Genomic DNA, 17,456 nt, shown 5'->3' with positions numbered 1-17,456 from the left:
GGGGACAGAGGGGGTGGCGGTCTCGTATACACATCTGGAGGTGTATAGGAGACAGGGATCGCGGTGGCCGCCGGCGGGGCGGGCGAGACGGTGACAGAGCTGCTGGAGCGGGCCAAGGCGCTGAACAGCGAGCGGGTGGTGCTGGTGGCCCCTGGGGGCACCGATGAGGAAGGGGAGGCCGTCTCCGGCCTCTCCCTGGCCGCAGCTGTGGCCGGGGCTATTGCCGGGACAACCGACCCCGCCCTCCCCCTGGGGGGCGCGGTGCTCAGCGGACTGTATGGGCTGGAGACAACCTATGGGGACAACGACCTGGACCTGCTCATCCGGGGCGGCGTGACCCCGGCAGAGCGGACGGGTGGGGTGACCTCGGTGGTGCGGGGAGTGACCACCCGCACCACTACCGACGGGACGGCGGACACCACCTGGAGAGAGCTGTCCACCATCCTGGTGGTGGACGACGTGATCCCCGGCATCCGCTCCGCCCTGCGCAGCAAGTTCCACCGGGCCAAGAACACGGAGCAGAGCCGGGGGGCCATCCGCTCCCAGGTGGTGCTGGAGCTGGAGAACCGAAAGGAGCGGGAGATCATCTCCGGCTATGACAATGTGGCGGTGTCCGCCGACCCGGACAACCCCACGGTGTGCCAGGTGGAGTTCTCCTTCTCGGCGGCCCAGGGGCTGAACCAGATCTGGCTGACGGCCCACATCACCGTATGACAGGCCGCCGGCAAAGGACAGACAGTGAGGAGGGAGCAGAGTGAGTATCGCAGGATTTCCCACCAGCAGCGACATCTATCTGGAGGTGGATGGAGTCAAGGTGGCAGTGGTGCAGAGCTATTCCGCCAAGGCCAGCAAGACCAGCTCGGCGGTGGAGGCCTTTGGAGAGAGCGAGCCGGTGGCCACGGTGCCGGGCCAGACCAGCCATGTGCTGGAGCTGACCCGGTTGTACGCCACCGACGAGGCCATCCGGGACGGCATCGACTTTTACGGGCTGAGCGGTTTCTCTCTGGTGATCTGCAAGCCGGACCGAAAGATCATCTATTCCGACTGCCAGTGGAGCAGCATCAGCGAGGCGGGCACCCTGGGTGCCATGGTGGTGGAGAAGGTGACCATCGTGGCCTCCAAGCGCATTGAGACGGGGGTGTGATAGTGGCGTGGTCGATTTTGGCGGGCGCAGACCGCATGAAACTGGAGAATGGTATGGAGCTGAGGCTGCTGTCCGCCCTGGAAGTTCTGGAGGCCCGGCGGGAGGCGGCCCAGCTGGCGGAGAGCCAGGGAGAGCGGGCCCTGTGCTCCAACGCATGCCTGCTGGCCCGGGCGCTGGAGAGCGGAGAAAAGCCGGTATTTGACAGTGGACGGGCGGTGCTGGCAGGGCTGACGGTGAGTGAGATCGCCGCTCTGGCCGGGCGGTGGAGAGAGTTCGACCGGAAGGAGAACCCCTCCGCCGCAGGAACAGCGGAGGAGTTGGAAAACGTAAAAAAAAACTAGCCGGCAGCCCCGGGGATCGCCTGCGTTGGAGGGTGCTGAAGCAGTTCGGCGCTCTGCCCACCGAGAGGCGGGCCAGACAGATGAAGGAGCGGGACTACCTGTGGTGCCTGCTCAACCAACTGCTAGATGACCAGGAGGAGCTGGATCAGCTGTGCCCCACATGCCGGGCGGAGGCGGAGCAGGAGCGGTGCCCCGGCTGCGGGGCGCTGATCCAGGCTTCCGGGGTGAACCCCTCCTTTGACATGGAGCGGTTTCGACGGCTGAAGGAGGGCGAGGGCACTTGAGAGACTATCTGGAGGAGCTGCTGGCCGGGACGGAGGACGCGCTGGACCAGGCGGAGGCAGAGTGGACGGAGGGGGCCTCCCCTCCCCTGCCCCGCCGATCCAGGGAGCGGCCGGAGGCGGCGGGCGGCCCGGCGGAGCCGGAGAGAAGCGCCGGGGCCGAAGAGGCGGCCAGGGATGGGAAAAACTGGATCGAAACAGAGCAGGAGGGGCAGTCTCGATCCGGAGAGACAGGGGCGGTTCTGGAGTCCAGGGAGCGGGCGGAACAGCCGGAAGGTCCGGCAGGGCTGAGGACGGTCCTGTCCGACCGCCCACTGGAGGGGGATGAGGCGTCCACCTTGTCCTGGCTGCTGTGGGCCGGACGGCAGGGGCGTGCCGTCCCTCGGGAGCGGAGTCTGGGGAGACCCGAGGCGGGGGCCGGGGCTGTGCCGGAGATCCGGGGGGAGGAACGCGCCTCCCTCTGGGAGACAGAGGGGGTGGCGGGCACCCGACGGCTCCAGGCCGCCATGGAACTGGCCCGGCGGGCAGCGGGGTACCGCCGGGAGCCCAGAGCAGACCGGGCGGGGCCGGTCTCCCTTCGGCCAGGATCGGATGAGCCGCTTCTCCGGGAGCATGACTCCGCACGGACGGTGGACCGGATCTTTCGCCGGGATGCCCGGCGGTACGACGGGGGCTTTGCCCTGTTCTGAGAGGAGGATCTCCATTGAAGCTGGCGCCCATGCGCTACAAGGACTATGTGTGGCCCCACAACCCAAGGGTGTACTCCATCGACTATGAGCGGAAGATGGCGGTGAACAAGGTGCCCTTCGGCACCTACCATCTCCAGGACCTGGGCCGGACCCGCCGGGTGATGCGGGGAGAGGGGGAATTTGCCGGAGAGGGGGCCTATTCCCAGTTCGGCCTGCTGGCCAACACCTTTTATGACCCAGGGCCGGGGCTGCTGATCCACCCCCTCTGGCAGACGGCCAGTGCCTATTTTGTGGAGCTGCGGCTGGAGCAGGAGCCCAGACCGGACTATGTGCGTTACTCCTTCGCTTTCTGGGAGGCCAGCGGCCTGTACAGCGGAGCGGTGCAGGAGGTCACCCGGACCGGAGAGGCGGCATCCGGCGGGAACGGCGGAGTGCTGAGCCACACGGTGGAGCAGGGGGACACACTGTGGGCAATCTCGGCCCGATACGGGGTGGGGATGACGGAGCTGCTGGCCCGAAATCCCCAGATCCGCAATCCAAACCTGATCCTGCCGGGAGAGAAGGTGACAGTCCGGTGACAGCCTATGTGACCACGGCGGCAGGCCGGACCTTTCAGCTCCCCGTTCCGCTGTCCTGGGAGCTGAACTATACTGCCGGGGTGCCCAGCGACAGCTTTTGGGTGCGCTGTCCCTGGCAGGCGAGCCAGGGGACGGACCCGGCGGAGTGGGTCCGATTCTCCGCAGCGGAGGCGGGCGAGACGGTGTTTTCCGGGGTGGTGGACGAGTGCGAGGTGAACCAGGGGACGGAGGGCCTGCGGCTGGAAGTATCAGGCCGGGGGATGGCCGCCCTGCTGCTGGACAACGAGGCCCTGGGACAGGACTACGGGACCGCCACCCTGGAAGACATCCTGCGAGACCATGTGGCCCCCTATGGGATCGAATTGGCGGGAGAGGCCAGCCTGCCAGCGGTGAGCCCCTTCTCCGTGCCCACTGGGAGCAGCGAGTGGGCGGTACTCTATGAGTTCGCACAATACTGCGGCGGTGTGTGTCCCCGCTTTGACCGGGCAGGGCGGCTGGTGCTGGAGGGGTGGACCGAAGTGGAAAATCTGGCCATAAGCGATGCCACACCGGTGACCAGCCTGACGGTCCGAGACCGGCGGTACGGGGTGCTCTCCCAGATCCTGGTGCGGGACAGGGTGCGCCAGACGGTGGAGCAGGTGGAGGCCACTGACTTTCTCCGGATGGGCGGCAGGTGCCGCCGGGTGATGACCATGCCGGGGCGGAGCAGCTATCAGGCCATGCGGTACAGCGGACAGTTCCAACTGGACCGCTCCGCCGCGGAGCTGGTCCGGATGGAGGCGGTGGTGCCGGTCCTGTTCTATGGAAAGCCGGGGGACCTGGTGCGGATACAGAGGTCCGACTGGGACCGAAATGGCAGCTGGCGGGTGGTGGAGGCCTCAGTACAGGCGGACGAGGCAGGGGGACGGACCCGGCTGGAGCTGGCGGTCCCCGACGTTGTGATATGAGGTGAGCGAAATGTGGACATCAGACCGGAGAAAAACACGGCAGGCCGGTGAGAGCTGGGTGGACTGGGGAGAAGTGACCCTGGAGGGGGACCCGGCAGGGGCCTATCTGGACGGTGAGCGGCGGCAGCTGGCGGTCTATGGGCCAGGCGGCTACTGCTGGAAGCCGGCCCTGGGGGACCGGGTCCTGGTGCTGAAGGCGGGACAGGGGGGCGAGTCCCCCTGCGTCGCCGGGAAGCGGCAGGGGGAGGCGGAGACGCTGGGCGCTGGGGAGGTGTCCATCTCCAGCAGCGGGGCGGAGAGCGGGCTGCTCCTGCGCACGGACGGCCGTCTGGAGCTGAACGGTCAGGTAATGGTGAACGGCCAGTCGCTGAACGGCCTGATCCGGCAGATCGTGCTGGCAATCCTGGGAGGCGGGTGAAGGGGATGGAGCTTCAGATCCAAAACGGAGACTATGTGCCCGACGGACTGGGAGGCTTCCGCCGGCTGACCGGGGGCGAGGCCCTTTTGCAGCGGGTCCTGTTCCGCCTGGTCCCGCGGCGGGGGGCTTTCCCCTTTATGCCGGAGCTGGGCAGCCGCCTCTATCTGGTGCTCCGGGAGAAACCGGCAGCCCGCCAGGCGCTGGCGGAGCAGTATGTGGCGGAGGCCCTGGCTGGAGAGAGCGGACTGCGGGTGACAGAGGTATCGCTGGCCCAGGAGGGGGACCGGGGCCTGCTGACTGTCCGGCTGGACTGGCAGGGAGAGGCACTGGCCGTCCAGACGCTGCTGTGAGAGGGGGAGCGGAATGAAGGAGCTGGAAGAGATCTATCAGGAGATGCTGGACTGCTTTGCCCAGAGGACTGGGCTGGAGGCGGCGGAGAGCTGCGATCTGGCGGTGCGCTTCTACGCGGTGGCGGCCCAGGTGTACGCCCTGTACGTCCAGGCGGACTGGGTGCTCCGGCAGTGCTTTCCCCAGACGGCGGCGGGAAGCTGCCTGGACAGCCACGCCCAGCTGCGGGGGTTGAGCCGGAAGCAGGCCACCGCCGCGGAGGGGAGCATCCGGTTTTCTGTGGCGCGGGCGGCGGATACGGACCGGCCTATCCCCGCCGGGACCGTTTGCATGACCCCGGGGCTGATCCGGTTCGAGACGGCACAGGCGGCGGTTCTGGAGGCGGGGGCGTCCTGGGTGGATGTGCCCGCCCGGGCGCTGACGCCGGGCAGTGCGGGCAATGTCCCGGCAGGGGCGGTGACCGCCATGGCGGCCGCGCCGGTGGGAATCGCCGCCTGCACCAACCCCGCCCCCTTTGCCGGCGGCGGGGACGAGGAGGGGGACGAGGGCCTGCGCCAGCGGGTACTTAGCACCTTCCGGCGGCTGCCCAACGGGGCCAACGCCGCATTTTACGAGCAGGGGGCCCTCTCCTTTGACCAGGTGGCCGCGGCGTCCGTACTGCCCCGGAGCCGGGGCAGGGGTACGGTGGACGTGGTGGCGGCCACCCTGGAGGGGATGCCGGACGAGGAGCTGCTGGGCCAGCTGACGGACTATTTCCAGCAGCGAAGGGAGATCGCGGTAGATGTGTTGGTGCGGGCCCCGGAGGCGGTGACGGTGGATGTGGCGGTCAAGATCGACGGGGGCGCGGACCAGGCGGGGGCCGCAGAGCGGGTGAAGACCGCCCTGCGGCAGTGGTTCACCGGAGAGCGGCTGGGGCAGGATGTCCTCCGGGCCCGGCTGGGAAGCCTGATCTTCGGCTGTGAAGGGGTAAAAAACTACGAGCTGACGGCGCCTCCAGAGGACCTGTCCTTAGAGCCCGACCAGCTTCCGGTGCTTGGGACCCTGACGGTGGAGGCAATGCAATGAGCTACGGGAGATATTTGCGGGAGCTGCTGGCCCCGCTGAGGCTCTATGATCTGGAGGCCCCCTTCAACGGCGGGGAGCTGAATGTCCAGGGCGGGGCGCTGGACGGGGTGGACACCTGGCTGGCGGAGCTGCGGCGGGAGAGCACGCTGGCGGAGGCGGAGAGCTGGGGGCTGGAGCGGATCATCGCCCTGCTGGCCCGGCGGCCGGTAGCGGACACGCCGACGGGGATGCGGAAAGCCCTGGCTGCGCTGATGCGGATCGGCGGGGACAGCTTCACCCTGGAGGCCATCAACGCCACCATCTCCGGGTGCGGCGTCCATGCCCATGTGGAGGAGAAGGAGATCCCGGGAGAGGTGGCGGTCTCCTTCCCTGACATTCCAGGCATCCCAAAGGGATTTAAGGAGATCCGGGAGATCATTGAGGATATCCTGCCAGCCCACCTGGGGATCGAATATGTCTTCTGGTATATTACATGGGAGGAACTGGAGAGAAAGATCTCCTGCTGGGCGGAGATCGAAGAGCGCCAGCTGACCTGGGAGCAGCTGGAGACGCTGGTGGATGAAACAGAGGAGTGGGCGGGGACCTGACAGTCCCCGCCCACTCCTCTGTCTGGGTCAGGTGCTCTGCTCCCTGAGCAGTTCCTCCAGAAATCGAGACATCTCCAGGACCAAGCTGTCGCAGTGGTCCTTGCGCAGCTCTCCCCGTTCCTTGGAAGCCCGGAGCAGGTCGGCGCAGTCCAGCGCGCCGTGACGTGTCCGGAAGTCTCGGAGCAGTGCGGTGGACTGCTTCTCATCGCAGCCCAGCAGGCCCAGCACCATCAGAGCGCCGCTCACCGCGCCGCAGGTGGAGCCGTGACGCATCCCGGACCCAAAGTGGGCCCCCAGAGCATTGGCCTGTTCCAGCGTGAGTCCCAGCCGGTCGGCAAAGGTCACCAGGACCGCCTGACAACAGTTGTAGTGGACCGCAGGGTCTGCCCGGAGTGCCCGGGCCTTTTCAACATAGTCCATTTCAAGTTTTCCTCCCACAATAGATCGCGATGGTCTGCCGGTCACCGGTCCAGCACCATCTGGTCGTAGCGCAGGTACTGGAAGCCGCACTTCTCATACAGATGGGCGGCCCCCTGGTTCATCTGGGTGACCTCCAGACGGAAGCGGCGGCTGTCCGGGTACTGGGTAAAGATCCACTCCAGGACCTGCCGGCCCAGGCCGCGGCCACGGAACTCCGGCAGGAGATAGACCTCCTCAATGAAGACGCAGGTCCCGCCCACCTCCGCGGAGTAACACAGGGTGACATACAGATAGCCCGCCAGCCGGCCTTCCTCGAAGATCAGGGTGCCCCGGAGCAGGGGCTCATTCCCGGCAGCAGCCAGAAAGGACCGCTCCACGATCTCCCGGGGGACCGGGTGGTCTACCGCGTTGGACCGGTAGAAGGCATCCACCATGGGCAGGACGGTGTCCCGGTCGTCCAGTGTCATATCGCGAAAGGTCAGCATAGCGATCCCCCTTTGTTTCATTGTGTGCTATTATAATATCACAGAAAAATTTTTTCAACCGGAGGTGGGCAAAACATGGACCTCCGGCGTCTAATGGTCAAAAAGGGAGGGATGGAGCATGACGGAACAGGAATTCGCCCTCCGGGCCCAGGACCAGCGGGGTCGGCTCTACCGCACAGCCTTCCTCTACCTGGGCGGGGAGCACGCTGCGGTGGACGCGGTGGACGAGGCGGTGTACCGCGCCTTCCGGGACCGCCGGAAGTTGCGGCAGCCCGAGTTCTTCGAGACCTGGCTGACCCGGATCCTCATCAATGTGTGCAAGGACGAGCTGCGCCGCCGCCGCAGAGAGTGCCGGGTCTGCGTCCCGCCGGAACCGGAGGCGGAGCACATGGATGCCCTCTCCCTGCGGGAGGCGGTGCGGGCGCTGCCGGAAGAGCTGCGCTCCGTGATCGTCCTGCGGTACTTTACCGGCCTGACGCTGGAGGAGACAGCCGCCGCCCTGGAGATCCCCAGGGGGACGGTATCCTCCCGCCAGCGGCGGGCCCTGGATCTTCTCAGGCTGGACCTAACAGACGGACAGGAGGTGGGGTCATGAACCGGAGAGAGGAATACTGGGTGCTGACGGAACAACTGCGCCGGGAGCCCCCGGAACTGGAGAGCGCGGTCCGGCGAGGGATGGACCGCGCCAGGCGGAGGCGCCGGCGGCCAGCGGAGCTGCTGGCCGCACTGGCTGGTGTGTGCGCCGCTTTCGTGGTGATGGTGAACGCCTCCCCGGCCTTTGCCATCTCCTGCGCCAAGGTGCCGGTCCTGCGGGAGCTGGCCGCGGCGGTGGCCTTCTCTCCCAGCCTGCGGGCGGCGGTGGAGCACGACTATGTGCAGTATATCGGCCGGACAGAGGGGGCGGACAGGATCTCCGTTACTGCGGAGTATGTCATCGCCTCCCCAGCCAGGGCACACCTGTTCTATTCTGTGGAGGGCGGCGGCCGGGTGTCCTGGGAGCTCCAGACGCCGGACGGCACCCCCCTGGAGGGATACAGCTCCGCCCAGTACAGCGGAACGGCCGGAGAGGCGGAGGAATTGCGGCACACGGAGTTCCATTTCAGCCGGGGGGAACTCCCGGAGGAGTTCCTGGCCGTGTGCACCGTGGAACCGGCCGGACCAGCAGGGGAAGCGGAAAACAGGGCCCCGGCAGTGGACGGGTCTGGAGAGGCCGGAGAGCCGGCGGAGGGGGAAGCTGTGGCCCTCACGTTCCCCATCCAGCTGGACCGGGACAAGATGGCCGGTCCCAAGACGGTGGTGGTGGACACCTGGGTGGAGGCGGACGGCCAGCGGCTGAAGGTGGACCAGCTGGAGGCCTACCCCACCCACACGGAGATCCATCTCCAGGAGGACCCGGAAAATACCTGCTGGCTGGCGGGGGCCGAGTTTGCCTTTGTAGACGGGAATGGAAAAGAATACGACACAGGGGACGGGTATATCACTGCCACCGGCGGGGAGGATTCCCGCTCCATGCTCCACTATTACCGGCAGAGCCTGTATTTCCTGGAGGGACAGGAGATGACCCTCTCCATCCGGAGGCTGAAATGGCTGGACAAGGAGCAGGAGTGGGCGGACATCGACCTGGCCGCCGGAACCGCCTGCGGACTTCCGGAGGGGACTGAGCTGCTTCAGGTCTGCCGGGAAGGGGACCGCACCATCCTGCTTTTCCGGCAGGCGGAGGGAGGGCCGGACGCCCCCTTCACCTTCCTCTTTCGGGACCCGGAGGGGACGGAGCGCACATTCGACGGCGTGACCACCTCTGGGACAGCGGAGGAGGTGGACGGGAGGAAGAATGTCGAGTATCTGTATCACATCCAAAACTGTGCCTGGGATCGCATCCAGATCCAGCTGGCACATACAGAGACGGCGGACCATGAAGACCTGAACATCCCCTTTGTCCTGCCGTGACAGACCGGGGCCGCGGCTTGAGCCGCGGCCCCGGTCTGCTGTTTTAGTTGAAGATGTCCGGCGTATCGGAGAACAGTGCCCGTACCCGCTCCAGCACAGGGCGGTTTTCCCCCAAGGCCAGGCGGGGGTCGGCGGAGAGCAGGTCCCGTGCCGCCTGCTGAGCCTCGCTGAGCAGGCGCATATCCCCGGAGAGATCGGCCAGCCGCAGGGTGGGCAGGCCATGCTGGCGGCGGCCGAAGAAGTCGCCAGGGCCCCGTAGCTTCAGGTCCTCCTCAGAGATCTTGAAGCCGTCTGTGGTGGAGGCGAAGACCCGCAGACGGGCCAGGGTGTCCGGGCTGCGGTTGGAGGTGAGGAGCACGCAGTAGGACTGGTGCCGGCCCCGTCCCACCCTGCCCCGGAGCTGGTGGAGCTGGCTGAGGCCGAAGCGCTCTGCGTTTTCGACGATCATAAGGGCGGCGTTGGGCACGTCCACCCCCACTTCGATGACGGTGGTAGACACCAAGACCTGGAGCTCCCCTCTGGCGAAGGCGGACATGACGGCCTCCTTCTCCCGGGGCTTCATCTTACCGTAGAGCAGCCCCACCCGCAGCTGAGGAAAGACCTGCTCCTGGAGCTGCCGGGCGTAGACCTTCACCGCCTTCAGGTCCATCAGGCCGGGCGGGGCCCCGTCCCCGGTGCTCTCCTCCACCGCAGGGCAGACGATATAGGTCTGCCTGCCCTCTCCGGCCTGTTTGCGGACAAAGTTGTACATCCGCTGACGCTTGCTCTCCCCCACCACAAAGGTCTGCACCGGGACGCGGCCCGGGGGGAGCTGGTCAATGACGGACACGTCCAAGTCACCGTAGATGATCAGCGCCAGGGTGCGGGGGATGGGGGTGGCGGACATGACCAGCACGTGGGGGGAAGAGGACTGCGGTGCCGCCCCTTTGGCGGCCAGCGCCGCCCTTTGGGCCACGCCGAACCGGTGCTGCTCGTCAGTGATGACCAGCCCCAGGCGGGCGAAGTCCACCCCCTGAGACAGCAGGGCCTGGGTGCCCACTGCCAGGTCCACCTCCCCGGAGCGCAGGGCGGCCCGGGCCGCCCGCTTTTCAGCCGCGGTCATGGAGCCGGTGAACAGGGCCACCCGGACGCCGGCTGGGGAGAGCAGCTGGTTCATGGTGCGGTAATGCTGCTCAGCCAGCACTTCGGTGGGCGCCATCAGCGCGGACTGCCAGCCGCTTTGGGCGGCCAGCCAAGCCCCCCAGGCGGCCACCGTGGTCTTACCGGAGCCCACGTCCCCCTGGACCAGCCGGTTCATGGGGCGGCCAGAGGCCAGGTCCCAGGCGGTCTCCTCCATGGCCCGCCGCTGGGCCTGGGTGGGTGCGAAGGGGAGCAGGGCACAGAACGCCTCCAAGGGGCGGGGGGCAAACACCGCGGCGGAGCACTGGCTGTCCCGGCGGTCCTTCAGAAGGGTCAGGCCGGCGGAGAGGTAGAACAGCTCCTCGAAGGTCAGCCGCCGCCGCGCCTGCTCCAGGGCGTCAAAGTCCTCCGGGAAATGGATGTCCCGGCAGGCCCGCTCCGCCGGGACCAGCCGGTGCGCGGCCCGAAGGCTGGCCGGGAGGGATTCTGCCCCCTGGCCGGCGCACTGCTCTACTGCCTGGCGAATCAGGGAGACCATCAGATGATTGGAGATCCCTGCAGTCAGGGGGTACACCGGTACGATGCGTCCAGTAAAGTCCCGGTCCCCTTCCCGCTCAAAGACCGGATTGACCATAGAGCGGCGGGAGCCCTGCTCCTGGATCTCCCCATAAAACACATACTCCTCCCCAGGCTGGAAGGAATTTTTCAGATAGGACTGGTTGAAGAAGGTGAGGTAGAGGGTGCCTGAGTTGTCTACCACCCTCAGCTTCACCAGCTCCATCCCCTTGCGGATGTAGGAGAGGACAGGGCGCTCCGCCGCAAGGGCGGAGACGCAGACCTTCTCCCCCAGCGGCGCAGCCCGAATGGACCAGATCCGGCGCCGGTCCTCGTAGTCCCGGGGGTAGTAGGTGAGCAGATCGGCGGCCCGAAGGATGCCCAGCTTCTCCAGTTTCTTGGCCCGGGCGGGCCCCACGCCCGGAAAATCCGTCACCGGTGTGTCCAGCGTGATGGTCATGTGGCTCCCCCCCCCTCCCTTTTTTCATGCGGCATGGCCCGGCCTGTCAGCCGGGCAGGATGTGCCTATTTTACCACAGCGAGGAGGAAAAAAGCAAAGGAAATGGAAGCGGCCACTTTTGCCCTGACTGCAGGGGAATCCCCCTTGAAAATCATTTTAATTCCGCTTATGATGGGTCAAAACAGCCGCAGGGCGGAACAGAAAGGGAGGATCACCGTTGAACATGGAAGAAATGGAGGCTGTTGAGATCGCCTATCTGCGCAGGACAGGCCCCTACGGCCCGGAAAACCGACAGCTGATGGAGCGCCTGAAGGCATTCCTGAAGGAGCGGGGCAGGATGGGGTCCGGGACCGTCCTACTGGGGATCGCCCTGGACGATCCCAGCAGAACTCCGCCGGACCGGTGCCGGTATGATGTGGGCATCATCATCCGAGAGGGGGAGCGGCTCCCACTGGACACCCGCAGGGTCCGGGGCGGACAGTACGCCGTCTTTGAGATCCCTCATACGGAGCGAGAGGTCTCCCGGTTCTGGGAAGATCTGGAGCGCCTGACCGCCGGGCTGCCGGTGGACCGCGCCAGCCCCGTTTTGGAGCGCTACTCTGCAGAAAAGGTGGCCCTGCACCGGTGTGAGTTCTGCATCCCTCTGAAGTGAGCATAGGCCGTACCGCCAGAGGAGGGAACGTGCCGCTCTTGCCATCAGGGGAGGGACTGGGGTATAATCAATATCATCTGTCTTTTGAAAAAAGGAGGCTCCCCCATGGCTGAGTATATTCTGAATTTGCTGCCGGTGACGGAGGAGGAAAAAGCTGCCTTTCAGGAGGCAGCCCCCCGGGCCGTCCACGTCTGCGCCGGGCGGCGCACTGTGACAGCGGAGCAGCTGGAACAGGCCACCATCCTTTTCGGGTGGCCCCGGCCCGCCGACCTGAGCCGCGCCCCCCGCCTGAAGTGGTTCCAGTCCATGTGGGCGGGGACCGACGAGTATCTGGCCCCCGGCGTCCTGCCGGAAGGGGTGGTCCTCACCTCCTCCGCCGGCTCCAACAGCCAGTCGGTGGCGGAGCACGCCCTGGCCTGCCTGCTGGCCCTGTGCCGCCGCCTCCCCCAGTGCCGGGATCAGCAGCGGGAGCGGCTCTGGACGGACCCAGGAAAGATGAAGACCCTCTCTGGTGCCACCGTCCTGGTGGCGGGGGCGGGACACATCGGCTCCTGGTTTGCCGGACTGTGCCGGGGGCTGGGTGCCCATACTGTGGGGCTGAAGCGGGATGTCTCCCGGCCGGTGGAGGGCTTTGATCGGCTGGCGGTGATGGAGGAGCTGGACGGCCTGCTGCCCCAGGCCGACGTGGTGGCCCTGATGCTGCCCCACTCCCCCCAGACGGAAGGACTGATGGACGCGCGGCGGCTGCGGCTGATGAAGGAGGACGCCATCCTGCTGAGCATGGGGCGGGGCTCCGTGCTGGATCAGGAGGCGCTGGCGGCCGTCATGGGAGAGGGACGCCTGTGGGGCGCCGCCCTGGATGTCACGGTCCCAGAGCCCCTGCCCCAGGACAGCCCCCTGTGGACGATCCCCAATTTGATCATCACCCCCCACTCCGCGGGCGGGATGCGCCTGGAGGTCACCCGGGCCAACTGCGTCCGGCAGGCGCTGGACAACCTGAATCGCTGGCAGGCTGGGAAACCCCTGGAAAATCTGGTGCGGAGATAGGAACAAACTGAGGCGCGCTGATGAATCAGCGCGCCTCCCTGTTTTTAGAAAAGTGGATCAGTCAGTCCCTTCCCATGGGCGCGGCCCGGTCAGCCCAGCAGCAGGGCCGCCGGGAGCAGGACGGCCAGAAAGAGCAGGTTGGCCCCGGTAAAGAAGAGAAGATAGGCTCCCCGCTTCTGGGGGTGCTCCCGGACGAAGAACTTATAGGAGATCAGGCTGGCCATGGAGGCGATCAGGGTCCCCAGCCCGCCCAGGTTGGTCCCCACGATAAGGGCATCCCACTCCGAGGTGAAGCCGGAGAGGAGCAAGGCGGCGGGCACGTTGCTGATGACCTGGCTGGCGCACACGGCGGTGACCAGCTCGTGGCCGGAGATGGCCTGCTCCAGCAGCGAGCGGAAGGCGGGTACGCGGCCCATGTTTCCAATAAAGACGAAAAATGCGGCGAAGGTGAGCAGCAGGGACCAGTCCACCCGGCGCAGCACCCGCCGGTCGGCGGCCAGGACACACACCACCACGGCGGCGGTGAGGAGCCACACCGGGAGCAGCTTGGCCACAGAGGAGACCGAGGCCAGGAACAGAAGCAGGTACATCCCGGTCCGACGCCGGCGCAGAGAGGGCTCCGCCCCGCCGGGGGCCAGACCGGCCAGGGGGGCGCTCCGCCCCGGCAGGAGACAGAGCAGCAGCATCAGGCCGGACAGAAGGGTGTAGGGCAGCACCAGGGCCAGAAAATCCCCCAGTCCCCGGCCGGACTGGGCGTAAAGATACAGGTTCTGGGGATTGCCGATGGGGGTGGCCATGCTCCCCAGGTTTGCAGCCACAGTCTGAAAGACCACCACCGGCACCGCCCGCTCCTCCCGTCCGGCCAGTGTCAGCACCTCCAGGGAAAAGGGGACAAAGGTGAGCAGGGCCACATCGTTGGTAATGGCCATGCTGGTGAAAAAGCACAGAAAGACCAGCACACACTCCAGCTGGCGGGCGCTCCTGACCCGGCGGAGCAGCTGCCGGCCCAGGCGGCTGAAGACCCCCAGCTCCCGCAGCCCAGCCATCACCGCCATCAGGCAGAACAGCTGGGCCATGGTCCTCCAGTCCACATAGGACAGATAGGCCCCGTCGGGCGGCACCCACAGCATGGACAGCAGAGCCAGCGCCGCGGCGGCGGACAGAACGGCTTCCCGCTTCATCAGGGAAAACAGACGGGCCAGGGATATCACAGTGCTCCTCCCTCCCCCGCCACCCCGGTCAGGTCAAAGGGGGGTGTATATTCCCGCTGGGCGCTGGTCCGCTCCTGGGTAAAGCCCTCCAGCCCCAGATTTGCCATATATTCCGCCGCCGCCCGCATCTCCCCGGCCCGGAGCCGCCGGTGGATCTCGGGAAATTCCGCCGACCGGCCCCAGGGGGTGTACTGGCTCATCAGGGAGAAGAGCACAGTCCCTGGGCCGAACTCCGCCGCCACCCAGTCCATCACTGCCTTGGCCTGACTGACCTGGCCGGGGAGGATCAGGTGGCGGATGACTACCCCGCGGGTAAGCAGGCCATCCCCGTCAAAGGCGCAAGGGCCGGTCTGGCGCACCATCTCCCGGATAGCGGCCTGGGCTGTCTGAGGATAGTCGGAGGCGCCGGAATACCGCCCTGCGGCGTCGCTGTCCAGATATTTCAGGTCGGGCAGATAGATCTGGATCTTTCCCTCCAAAGCCCGCAGGGTGTCTACCCGGTCGTATCCTCCGGAGTTCCACACCACCGGGACGGGCTGGGGGTGCTCCTCCAGCAGCCGCCCCACTACATGGGCGTAATGGGTGGGGGTGACGAAGTTGAGGTTGTGGGCCCCCTGGTCCACCAGCTCACCGCAGATCCGGGCCAGCCGCTCAAGGGTGACCGCTTTCCCGAAGTCCCGGTGGCTGATCTCCTCATTTTGGCAGAACACACAGCCCAGGGAGCAGCCCGAGAAAAAAATGGTCCCCGAGCCCCGGGTGCCGGAGATAGGGGGCTCCTCCCAGCGGTGGAGGGCAGCACGGGCCAGCACCGGCAGCTCCGGCATCCGGCAGCGGCCCAGCCCACGCTCCTCTGTGCGCAGCGCCCCGCAGCGTCTGGGGCAGAGATCGCAGATCATGGCGTTTCCTCCTCCGGTCAAAAATGGCCCAGCCTCTCCTCCACCGCCCCTTGAAAGGGCTGGAAGGCGTTGGGGACGGCGTATTCCCGGGCCAGGGCAGCCCGGTCCGCCCAGACCCACCCCTCCGGCAGCGCGGGGGAGCCCGCCTCCGCCGCCAGGGCGGACATGCGCCACTCGATGTGGGTGAAGATATGCTTCCCCGTCCCGGCGCTCCGGAGGGAGGCGGGAGCAATGCCCCAGCGGGCCAGGGCGTCCCCGGCGGGAGAGAGCTCGTTGGGGTACTCCCACAGCCTGGCCAGAAGCCCCCGTCCCGGCCTGCGCCGCAGGGCCACCCGGTTTTCGTGGAAGATGAGAAAGACGGTGCGCTCCTCCACCCTCCGGGCCTTCTTGGCCGCCTTCACCGGCAGCTGGCCGGTCCGGCCGGTGAGGCGGGCAGTGCAGAACGCCCGGGCCGGGCAGAGGTCGCACAGGGGCGCCCCGTTGGGCAGGCAGACGGTGGCCCCCAGCTCCATCATGGCCTGATTGAAGTCGCCGGGGGCGTCCAGGGGGATGATCTCTGCCAGGGCGGCGGTCACCCGCTTTTTGGTGGCCGGCGCGGCGATGTCCCCCTCGTCTCCCGTGACCCGGGCAGCCACCCGCAGCACGTTGCCGTCCACCGCCGGGACGGGGAGGCCGAAGGCGATGGAGGAGATGGCCCCGGCGGTGTAGTCCCCCACGCCGGACAGGGCGCGGATCTCCTCATAGGTGGAGGGAAAGATTCCTCCGTGCTCCTCCATGATCTGACGGGCAGCCCGCTGCAGGTTTCGGGCCCGGCTGTAATAGCCCAGTCCCTGCCACAGCTTCATCAGTGCGTCCTCCGGGACGGCAGCCAGGTCGGCCACCGTAGGCAGAGCCTCCAGAAAGCGGCGGTAGTAGTCCAGCACAGCGGCCACCCGGGTCTGCTGGAGCATGATCTCCGACACCCACACCCGGTAGGGCGTGGGGTGGCTGCGCCAGGGCAGCACCCTGGCGTTCTCCCGGTACCACAGCAGCAGGGGGATGGGCAGCTCCTTCAGCTGGTCCATAGCATCCCCTCCTCTCTCATCAGATTCCCGGGCATTATACACCATGGGAAGAAAAAAGGCAACGGAACAGGGCCCGGTTCCCTTTTTACATTTGAATCGATGGGTTTTAACTCCATCAATTGTACCAAACATTGATGCAAACAGATAAATATGATAAAGTAAACAAAACAATAGATTGGAATTTGTGGAGCAGGATTTATAATGGCGAGGCATAATGTCGTGAGAAAGATAAAAAATCGAACAACGATTATACTTGTGATGCTTCTGATTTTAATTATGGTCAGTTGGGTGATTTGGGGAAATCTGTCGGTAGAAACAACCAAATTAACAGTAACATCTAAAGACTTGCCTGAAGCGTTTGACAAATTTTCTATTGCCCATATTTCGGATTTGCATAATGCAGAATACGGAAAAAATAATGAAAAGTTAATTGATATATTAGAGGCAGAAAGCCCAAATATAATCGCTATTACTGGGGATTTGATAGATTCTAACCATACAAATCTTGAAGTTGCATTATCTTTTGCTCAGCAAGCCGTAAAAATTGCTCCTTGCTATTTTGTCACAGGCAATCACGAGGCATGGATCGGCTCACAATACGAAGAGTTAAAGACATCATTACAAAATACAGGAATTACTGTTCTTCAAGATGAAGCCATCGAATTGAACTATGGTGATGTGTGTATTCAGCTAATAGGATTAAATGACCCTGATTTTTCAGAACGAGACCGTCTTTTATCGGAAAGTATTTTGGAAGCAAAACTTTCGCAGGTAAATATTAGCGATGGATTTACTATACTTTTATCACATAGACCCGAGTATTTTAATGTCTATCAAAATAAAAATATTGACTTAGTATTGTCGGGTCACGCCCACGGTGGACAATTTCGATTGCCATTTGGGGGAGGAGTTATTGCTCCAGGCCAAGGACTTTTCCCGAAATATGACGCAGGAGCCTATACAGAGAATGGAACAACTATGATTGTGAGCAGAGGTATTGGAAACAGTATCATTCCGGTGAGAATCAACAATCCACCGGAAATAGTTATTATAGAGTTGAACTGTGGATGAATAAGTCTGTATCCTGATTTTAAACATTAGCATCAGGAACACGAAAGAAAGTGGGAGAATATACAAATTCTGCTTTATCAATTAGCTGCCAACTACGAATATACCTCCCACGTCATTTTGACGAAGGGAGG

Annotated in this window: 22 protein-coding genes; 16 read left to right on the top strand and 6 right to left on the bottom strand. The window is 64.9% G+C overall.

The window, feature by feature from the left end; genetic code table 11:
- Window positions 1-63: 63 nt before the first annotated feature.
- The 11 genes from BN1969_RS02585 to BN1969_RS02535 are packed head-to-tail and all read left to right on the top strand — an operon-like array spanning window position 64 to window position 6,398.
- Window positions 64-714, top strand: coding sequence for a phage tail sheath C-terminal domain-containing protein (locus BN1969_RS02585; RefSeq protein WP_050622857.1), 651 nt, complete (start codon window positions 64-66; stop codon window positions 712-714).
- Between the two features lie 40 nt (window positions 715-754).
- Entirely contained in the window at window positions 755-1,144 is a 390-nt protein-coding gene (locus BN1969_RS02580) for a hypothetical protein (RefSeq protein WP_050622856.1), read from the top strand.
- A gap of 35 nt (window positions 1,145-1,179) precedes the next feature.
- On the top strand, window positions 1,180-1,485 hold the full coding sequence (locus BN1969_RS02575) for a hypothetical protein (protein WP_242850267.1): 306 nt from the start codon (window positions 1,180-1,182) through the stop codon (window positions 1,483-1,485).
- 32 nt (window positions 1,486-1,517) lie between these two features.
- Window positions 1,518-1,769, top strand: coding sequence for a molybdopterin oxidoreductase (locus tag BN1969_RS02570; protein WP_242850266.1), 252 nt, complete (start codon window positions 1,518-1,520; stop codon window positions 1,767-1,769).
- Window positions 1,766-2,455: a hypothetical protein gene (locus tag BN1969_RS02565; RefSeq protein ID WP_050622854.1), complete on the top strand. Its 690-nt coding sequence runs from the start codon at window positions 1,766-1,768 to the stop codon at window positions 2,453-2,455. The genes BN1969_RS02570 and BN1969_RS02565 overlap by 4 nt, the downstream gene beginning before the upstream one ends.
- A gap of 14 nt (window positions 2,456-2,469) precedes the next feature.
- A complete protein-coding gene (locus tag BN1969_RS02560) occupies window positions 2,470-3,033 on the top strand; it encodes a LysM peptidoglycan-binding domain-containing protein (protein ID WP_242850265.1) in 564 nt (187 codons plus the stop codon).
- The gene (locus tag BN1969_RS02555) at window positions 3,030-3,980 is read left to right on the top strand and encodes a hypothetical protein (RefSeq protein ID WP_050622853.1); all 951 of its coding nucleotides are present in this window, start codon (window positions 3,030-3,032) and stop codon (window positions 3,978-3,980) included. Before BN1969_RS02560 ends, BN1969_RS02555 begins: the two co-directional genes overlap by 4 nt.
- Before the next feature lie 10 nt (window positions 3,981-3,990).
- A complete protein-coding gene (locus BN1969_RS02550) occupies window positions 3,991-4,398 on the top strand; it encodes a hypothetical protein (protein WP_050622852.1) in 408 nt (135 codons plus the stop codon).
- A 5-nt stretch (window positions 4,399-4,403) separates the two neighbouring features.
- Window positions 4,404-4,748 (top strand): hypothetical protein, encoded by a 345-nt coding sequence (locus BN1969_RS02545; RefSeq protein ID WP_050622851.1) that lies wholly within the window; start codon window positions 4,404-4,406, stop codon window positions 4,746-4,748.
- A gap of 13 nt (window positions 4,749-4,761) precedes the next feature.
- Window positions 4,762-5,811 carry a baseplate J/gp47 family protein gene (locus tag BN1969_RS02540; protein ID WP_050622850.1) on the top strand — a complete coding sequence of 350 codons (1,050 nt, stop codon included), beginning with the start codon at window positions 4,762-4,764 and terminating at the stop codon, window positions 5,809-5,811.
- On the top strand, window positions 5,808-6,398 hold the full coding sequence (locus BN1969_RS02535) for a hypothetical protein (protein WP_050622849.1): 591 nt from the start codon (window positions 5,808-5,810) through the stop codon (window positions 6,396-6,398). Before BN1969_RS02540 ends, BN1969_RS02535 begins: the two co-directional genes overlap by 4 nt.
- Before the next feature lie 27 nt (window positions 6,399-6,425).
- Here BN1969_RS02535 and BN1969_RS02530 read toward each other — a convergent pair whose 3' ends face one another.
- On the bottom strand, window positions 6,426-6,818 hold the full coding sequence (locus tag BN1969_RS02530) for a C-GCAxxG-C-C family protein (protein ID WP_050622848.1): 393 nt from the start codon (window positions 6,816-6,818) through the stop codon (window positions 6,426-6,428).
- A 41-nt stretch (window positions 6,819-6,859) separates the two neighbouring features.
- Entirely contained in the window at window positions 6,860-7,303 is a 444-nt protein-coding gene (locus BN1969_RS02525) for a GNAT family N-acetyltransferase (RefSeq protein WP_050622847.1), read from the bottom strand.
- Between the two features lie 118 nt (window positions 7,304-7,421).
- Here BN1969_RS02525 and BN1969_RS02520 point away from each other — a divergent pair, with 118 nt between their 5' ends.
- Together BN1969_RS02520 and BN1969_RS02515 are read left to right on the top strand one after the other, a co-directional pair.
- Window positions 7,422-7,898 (top strand): sigma-70 family RNA polymerase sigma factor, encoded by a 477-nt coding sequence (locus tag BN1969_RS02520; protein ID WP_050622846.1) that lies wholly within the window; start codon window positions 7,422-7,424, stop codon window positions 7,896-7,898.
- A complete protein-coding gene (locus tag BN1969_RS02515) occupies window positions 7,895-9,250 on the top strand; it encodes a DUF4179 domain-containing protein (RefSeq protein WP_050622845.1) in 1,356 nt (451 codons plus the stop codon). Before BN1969_RS02520 ends, BN1969_RS02515 begins: the two co-directional genes overlap by 4 nt.
- Window positions 9,251-9,293: 43 nt before the next feature.
- On the opposite strand, the gene recG is transcribed toward BN1969_RS02515, so the two are convergent.
- Entirely contained in the window at window positions 9,294-11,384 is a 2,091-nt protein-coding gene (gene recG / locus BN1969_RS02510; RefSeq protein ID WP_050622844.1) for an ATP-dependent DNA helicase RecG, read from the bottom strand.
- Window positions 11,385-11,607: 223 nt separating this feature from the next.
- Here recG and BN1969_RS02505 point away from each other — a divergent pair, with 223 nt between their 5' ends.
- Both BN1969_RS02505 and BN1969_RS02500 read left to right on the top strand, forming a co-directional pair.
- On the top strand, window positions 11,608-12,036 hold the full coding sequence (locus tag BN1969_RS02505) for an AraC family transcriptional regulator (RefSeq protein ID WP_207642600.1): 429 nt from the start codon (window positions 11,608-11,610) through the stop codon (window positions 12,034-12,036).
- A gap of 105 nt (window positions 12,037-12,141) precedes the next feature.
- Window positions 12,142-13,083, top strand: a complete 942-nt coding sequence (locus BN1969_RS02500) for a D-2-hydroxyacid dehydrogenase (RefSeq protein ID WP_050622842.1) — start codon at window positions 12,142-12,144, stop codon at window positions 13,081-13,083.
- An 89-nt stretch (window positions 13,084-13,172) separates the two neighbouring features.
- Here the strand turns inward: BN1969_RS02500 and BN1969_RS02495 are convergent, their stop codons facing one another.
- Genes BN1969_RS02495 through mutY form a run of 3 tightly spaced genes read right to left on the bottom strand, consistent with a single transcriptional unit; the run spans window position 13,173 to window position 16,254 of the window.
- Window positions 13,173-14,285, bottom strand: coding sequence for an SLC13 family permease (locus BN1969_RS02495; protein WP_473206043.1), 1,113 nt, complete (start codon window positions 14,283-14,285; stop codon window positions 13,173-13,175).
- A 5-nt stretch (window positions 14,286-14,290) separates the two neighbouring features.
- The gene (locus tag BN1969_RS02490; RefSeq protein ID WP_050622841.1) at window positions 14,291-15,190 is read right to left on the bottom strand and encodes a radical SAM protein; all 900 of its coding nucleotides are present in this window, start codon (window positions 15,188-15,190) and stop codon (window positions 14,291-14,293) included.
- 17 nt (window positions 15,191-15,207) lie between these two features.
- Window positions 15,208-16,254, bottom strand: a complete 1,047-nt coding sequence (gene mutY / locus BN1969_RS02485; protein WP_050622840.1) for an A/G-specific adenine glycosylase — start codon at window positions 16,252-16,254, stop codon at window positions 15,208-15,210.
- Window positions 16,255-16,473: 219 nt separating this feature from the next.
- On the opposite strand from mutY, the gene BN1969_RS16935 reads away from it, so the two are divergent.
- The gene (locus tag BN1969_RS16935) at window positions 16,474-17,325 is read left to right on the top strand and encodes a metallophosphoesterase (RefSeq protein ID WP_187120324.1); all 852 of its coding nucleotides are present in this window, start codon (window positions 16,474-16,476) and stop codon (window positions 17,323-17,325) included.
- Window positions 17,326-17,456 lie beyond the last annotated feature (131 nt).

It is taken from the genome of Clostridium phoceensis, assembly GCF_001244495.1.
In the GTDB taxonomy this organism is placed as follows: Bacteria; Bacillota; Clostridia; order Oscillospirales; family Oscillospiraceae; genus Lawsonibacter; species Lawsonibacter asaccharolyticus.
Note: the sequence above shows the minus strand (reverse complement) of the source record. Positions and strands in the feature narration are given on the sequence as shown.

What these genes read in the sequence shown, in the direction of transcription:
- BN1969_RS02575 (WP_242850267.1), top strand. Translation starts at nt 1,180, where the DNA reads ATGAAACTGGAGAATGGTATGGAGCTGAGGCTGCTGTCCGCCCTGGAA.
- BN1969_RS02550 (WP_050622852.1), top strand. Translation starts at nt 3,991, where the DNA reads ATGTGGACATCAGACCGGAGAAAAACACGGCAGGCCGGTGAGAGCTGG.
- BN1969_RS02545 (WP_050622851.1), top strand. Translation starts at nt 4,404, where the DNA reads ATGGAGCTTCAGATCCAAAACGGAGACTATGTGCCCGACGGACTGGGA.
- BN1969_RS02540 (WP_050622850.1), top strand. Translation starts at nt 4,762, where the DNA reads ATGAAGGAGCTGGAAGAGATCTATCAGGAGATGCTGGACTGCTTTGCC.
- BN1969_RS02535 (WP_050622849.1), top strand. Translation starts at nt 5,808, where the DNA reads ATGAGCTACGGGAGATATTTGCGGGAGCTGCTGGCCCCGCTGAGGCTC.
- BN1969_RS02530 (WP_050622848.1), bottom strand. Translation starts at nt 6,818, where the DNA reads ATGGACTATGTTGAAAAGGCCCGGGCACTCCGGGCAGACCCTGCGGTC.
- BN1969_RS02525 (WP_050622847.1), bottom strand. Translation starts at nt 7,303, where the DNA reads ATGCTGACCTTTCGCGATATGACACTGGACGACCGGGACACCGTCCTG.
- BN1969_RS02520 (WP_050622846.1), top strand. Translation starts at nt 7,422, where the DNA reads ATGACGGAACAGGAATTCGCCCTCCGGGCCCAGGACCAGCGGGGTCGG.
- BN1969_RS02515 (WP_050622845.1), top strand. Translation starts at nt 7,895, where the DNA reads ATGAACCGGAGAGAGGAATACTGGGTGCTGACGGAACAACTGCGCCGG.
- recG (WP_050622844.1), bottom strand. Translation starts at nt 11,384, where the DNA reads ATGACCATCACGCTGGACACACCGGTGACGGATTTTCCGGGCGTGGGG.
- BN1969_RS02505 (WP_207642600.1), top strand. Translation starts at nt 11,608, where the DNA reads ATGGAAGAAATGGAGGCTGTTGAGATCGCCTATCTGCGCAGGACAGGC.
- BN1969_RS02500 (WP_050622842.1), top strand. Translation starts at nt 12,142, where the DNA reads ATGGCTGAGTATATTCTGAATTTGCTGCCGGTGACGGAGGAGGAAAAA.
- BN1969_RS02490 (WP_050622841.1), bottom strand. Translation starts at nt 15,190, where the DNA reads ATGATCTGCGATCTCTGCCCCAGACGCTGCGGGGCGCTGCGCACAGAG.
- mutY (WP_050622840.1), bottom strand. Translation starts at nt 16,254, where the DNA reads ATGGACCAGCTGAAGGAGCTGCCCATCCCCCTGCTGCTGTGGTACCGG.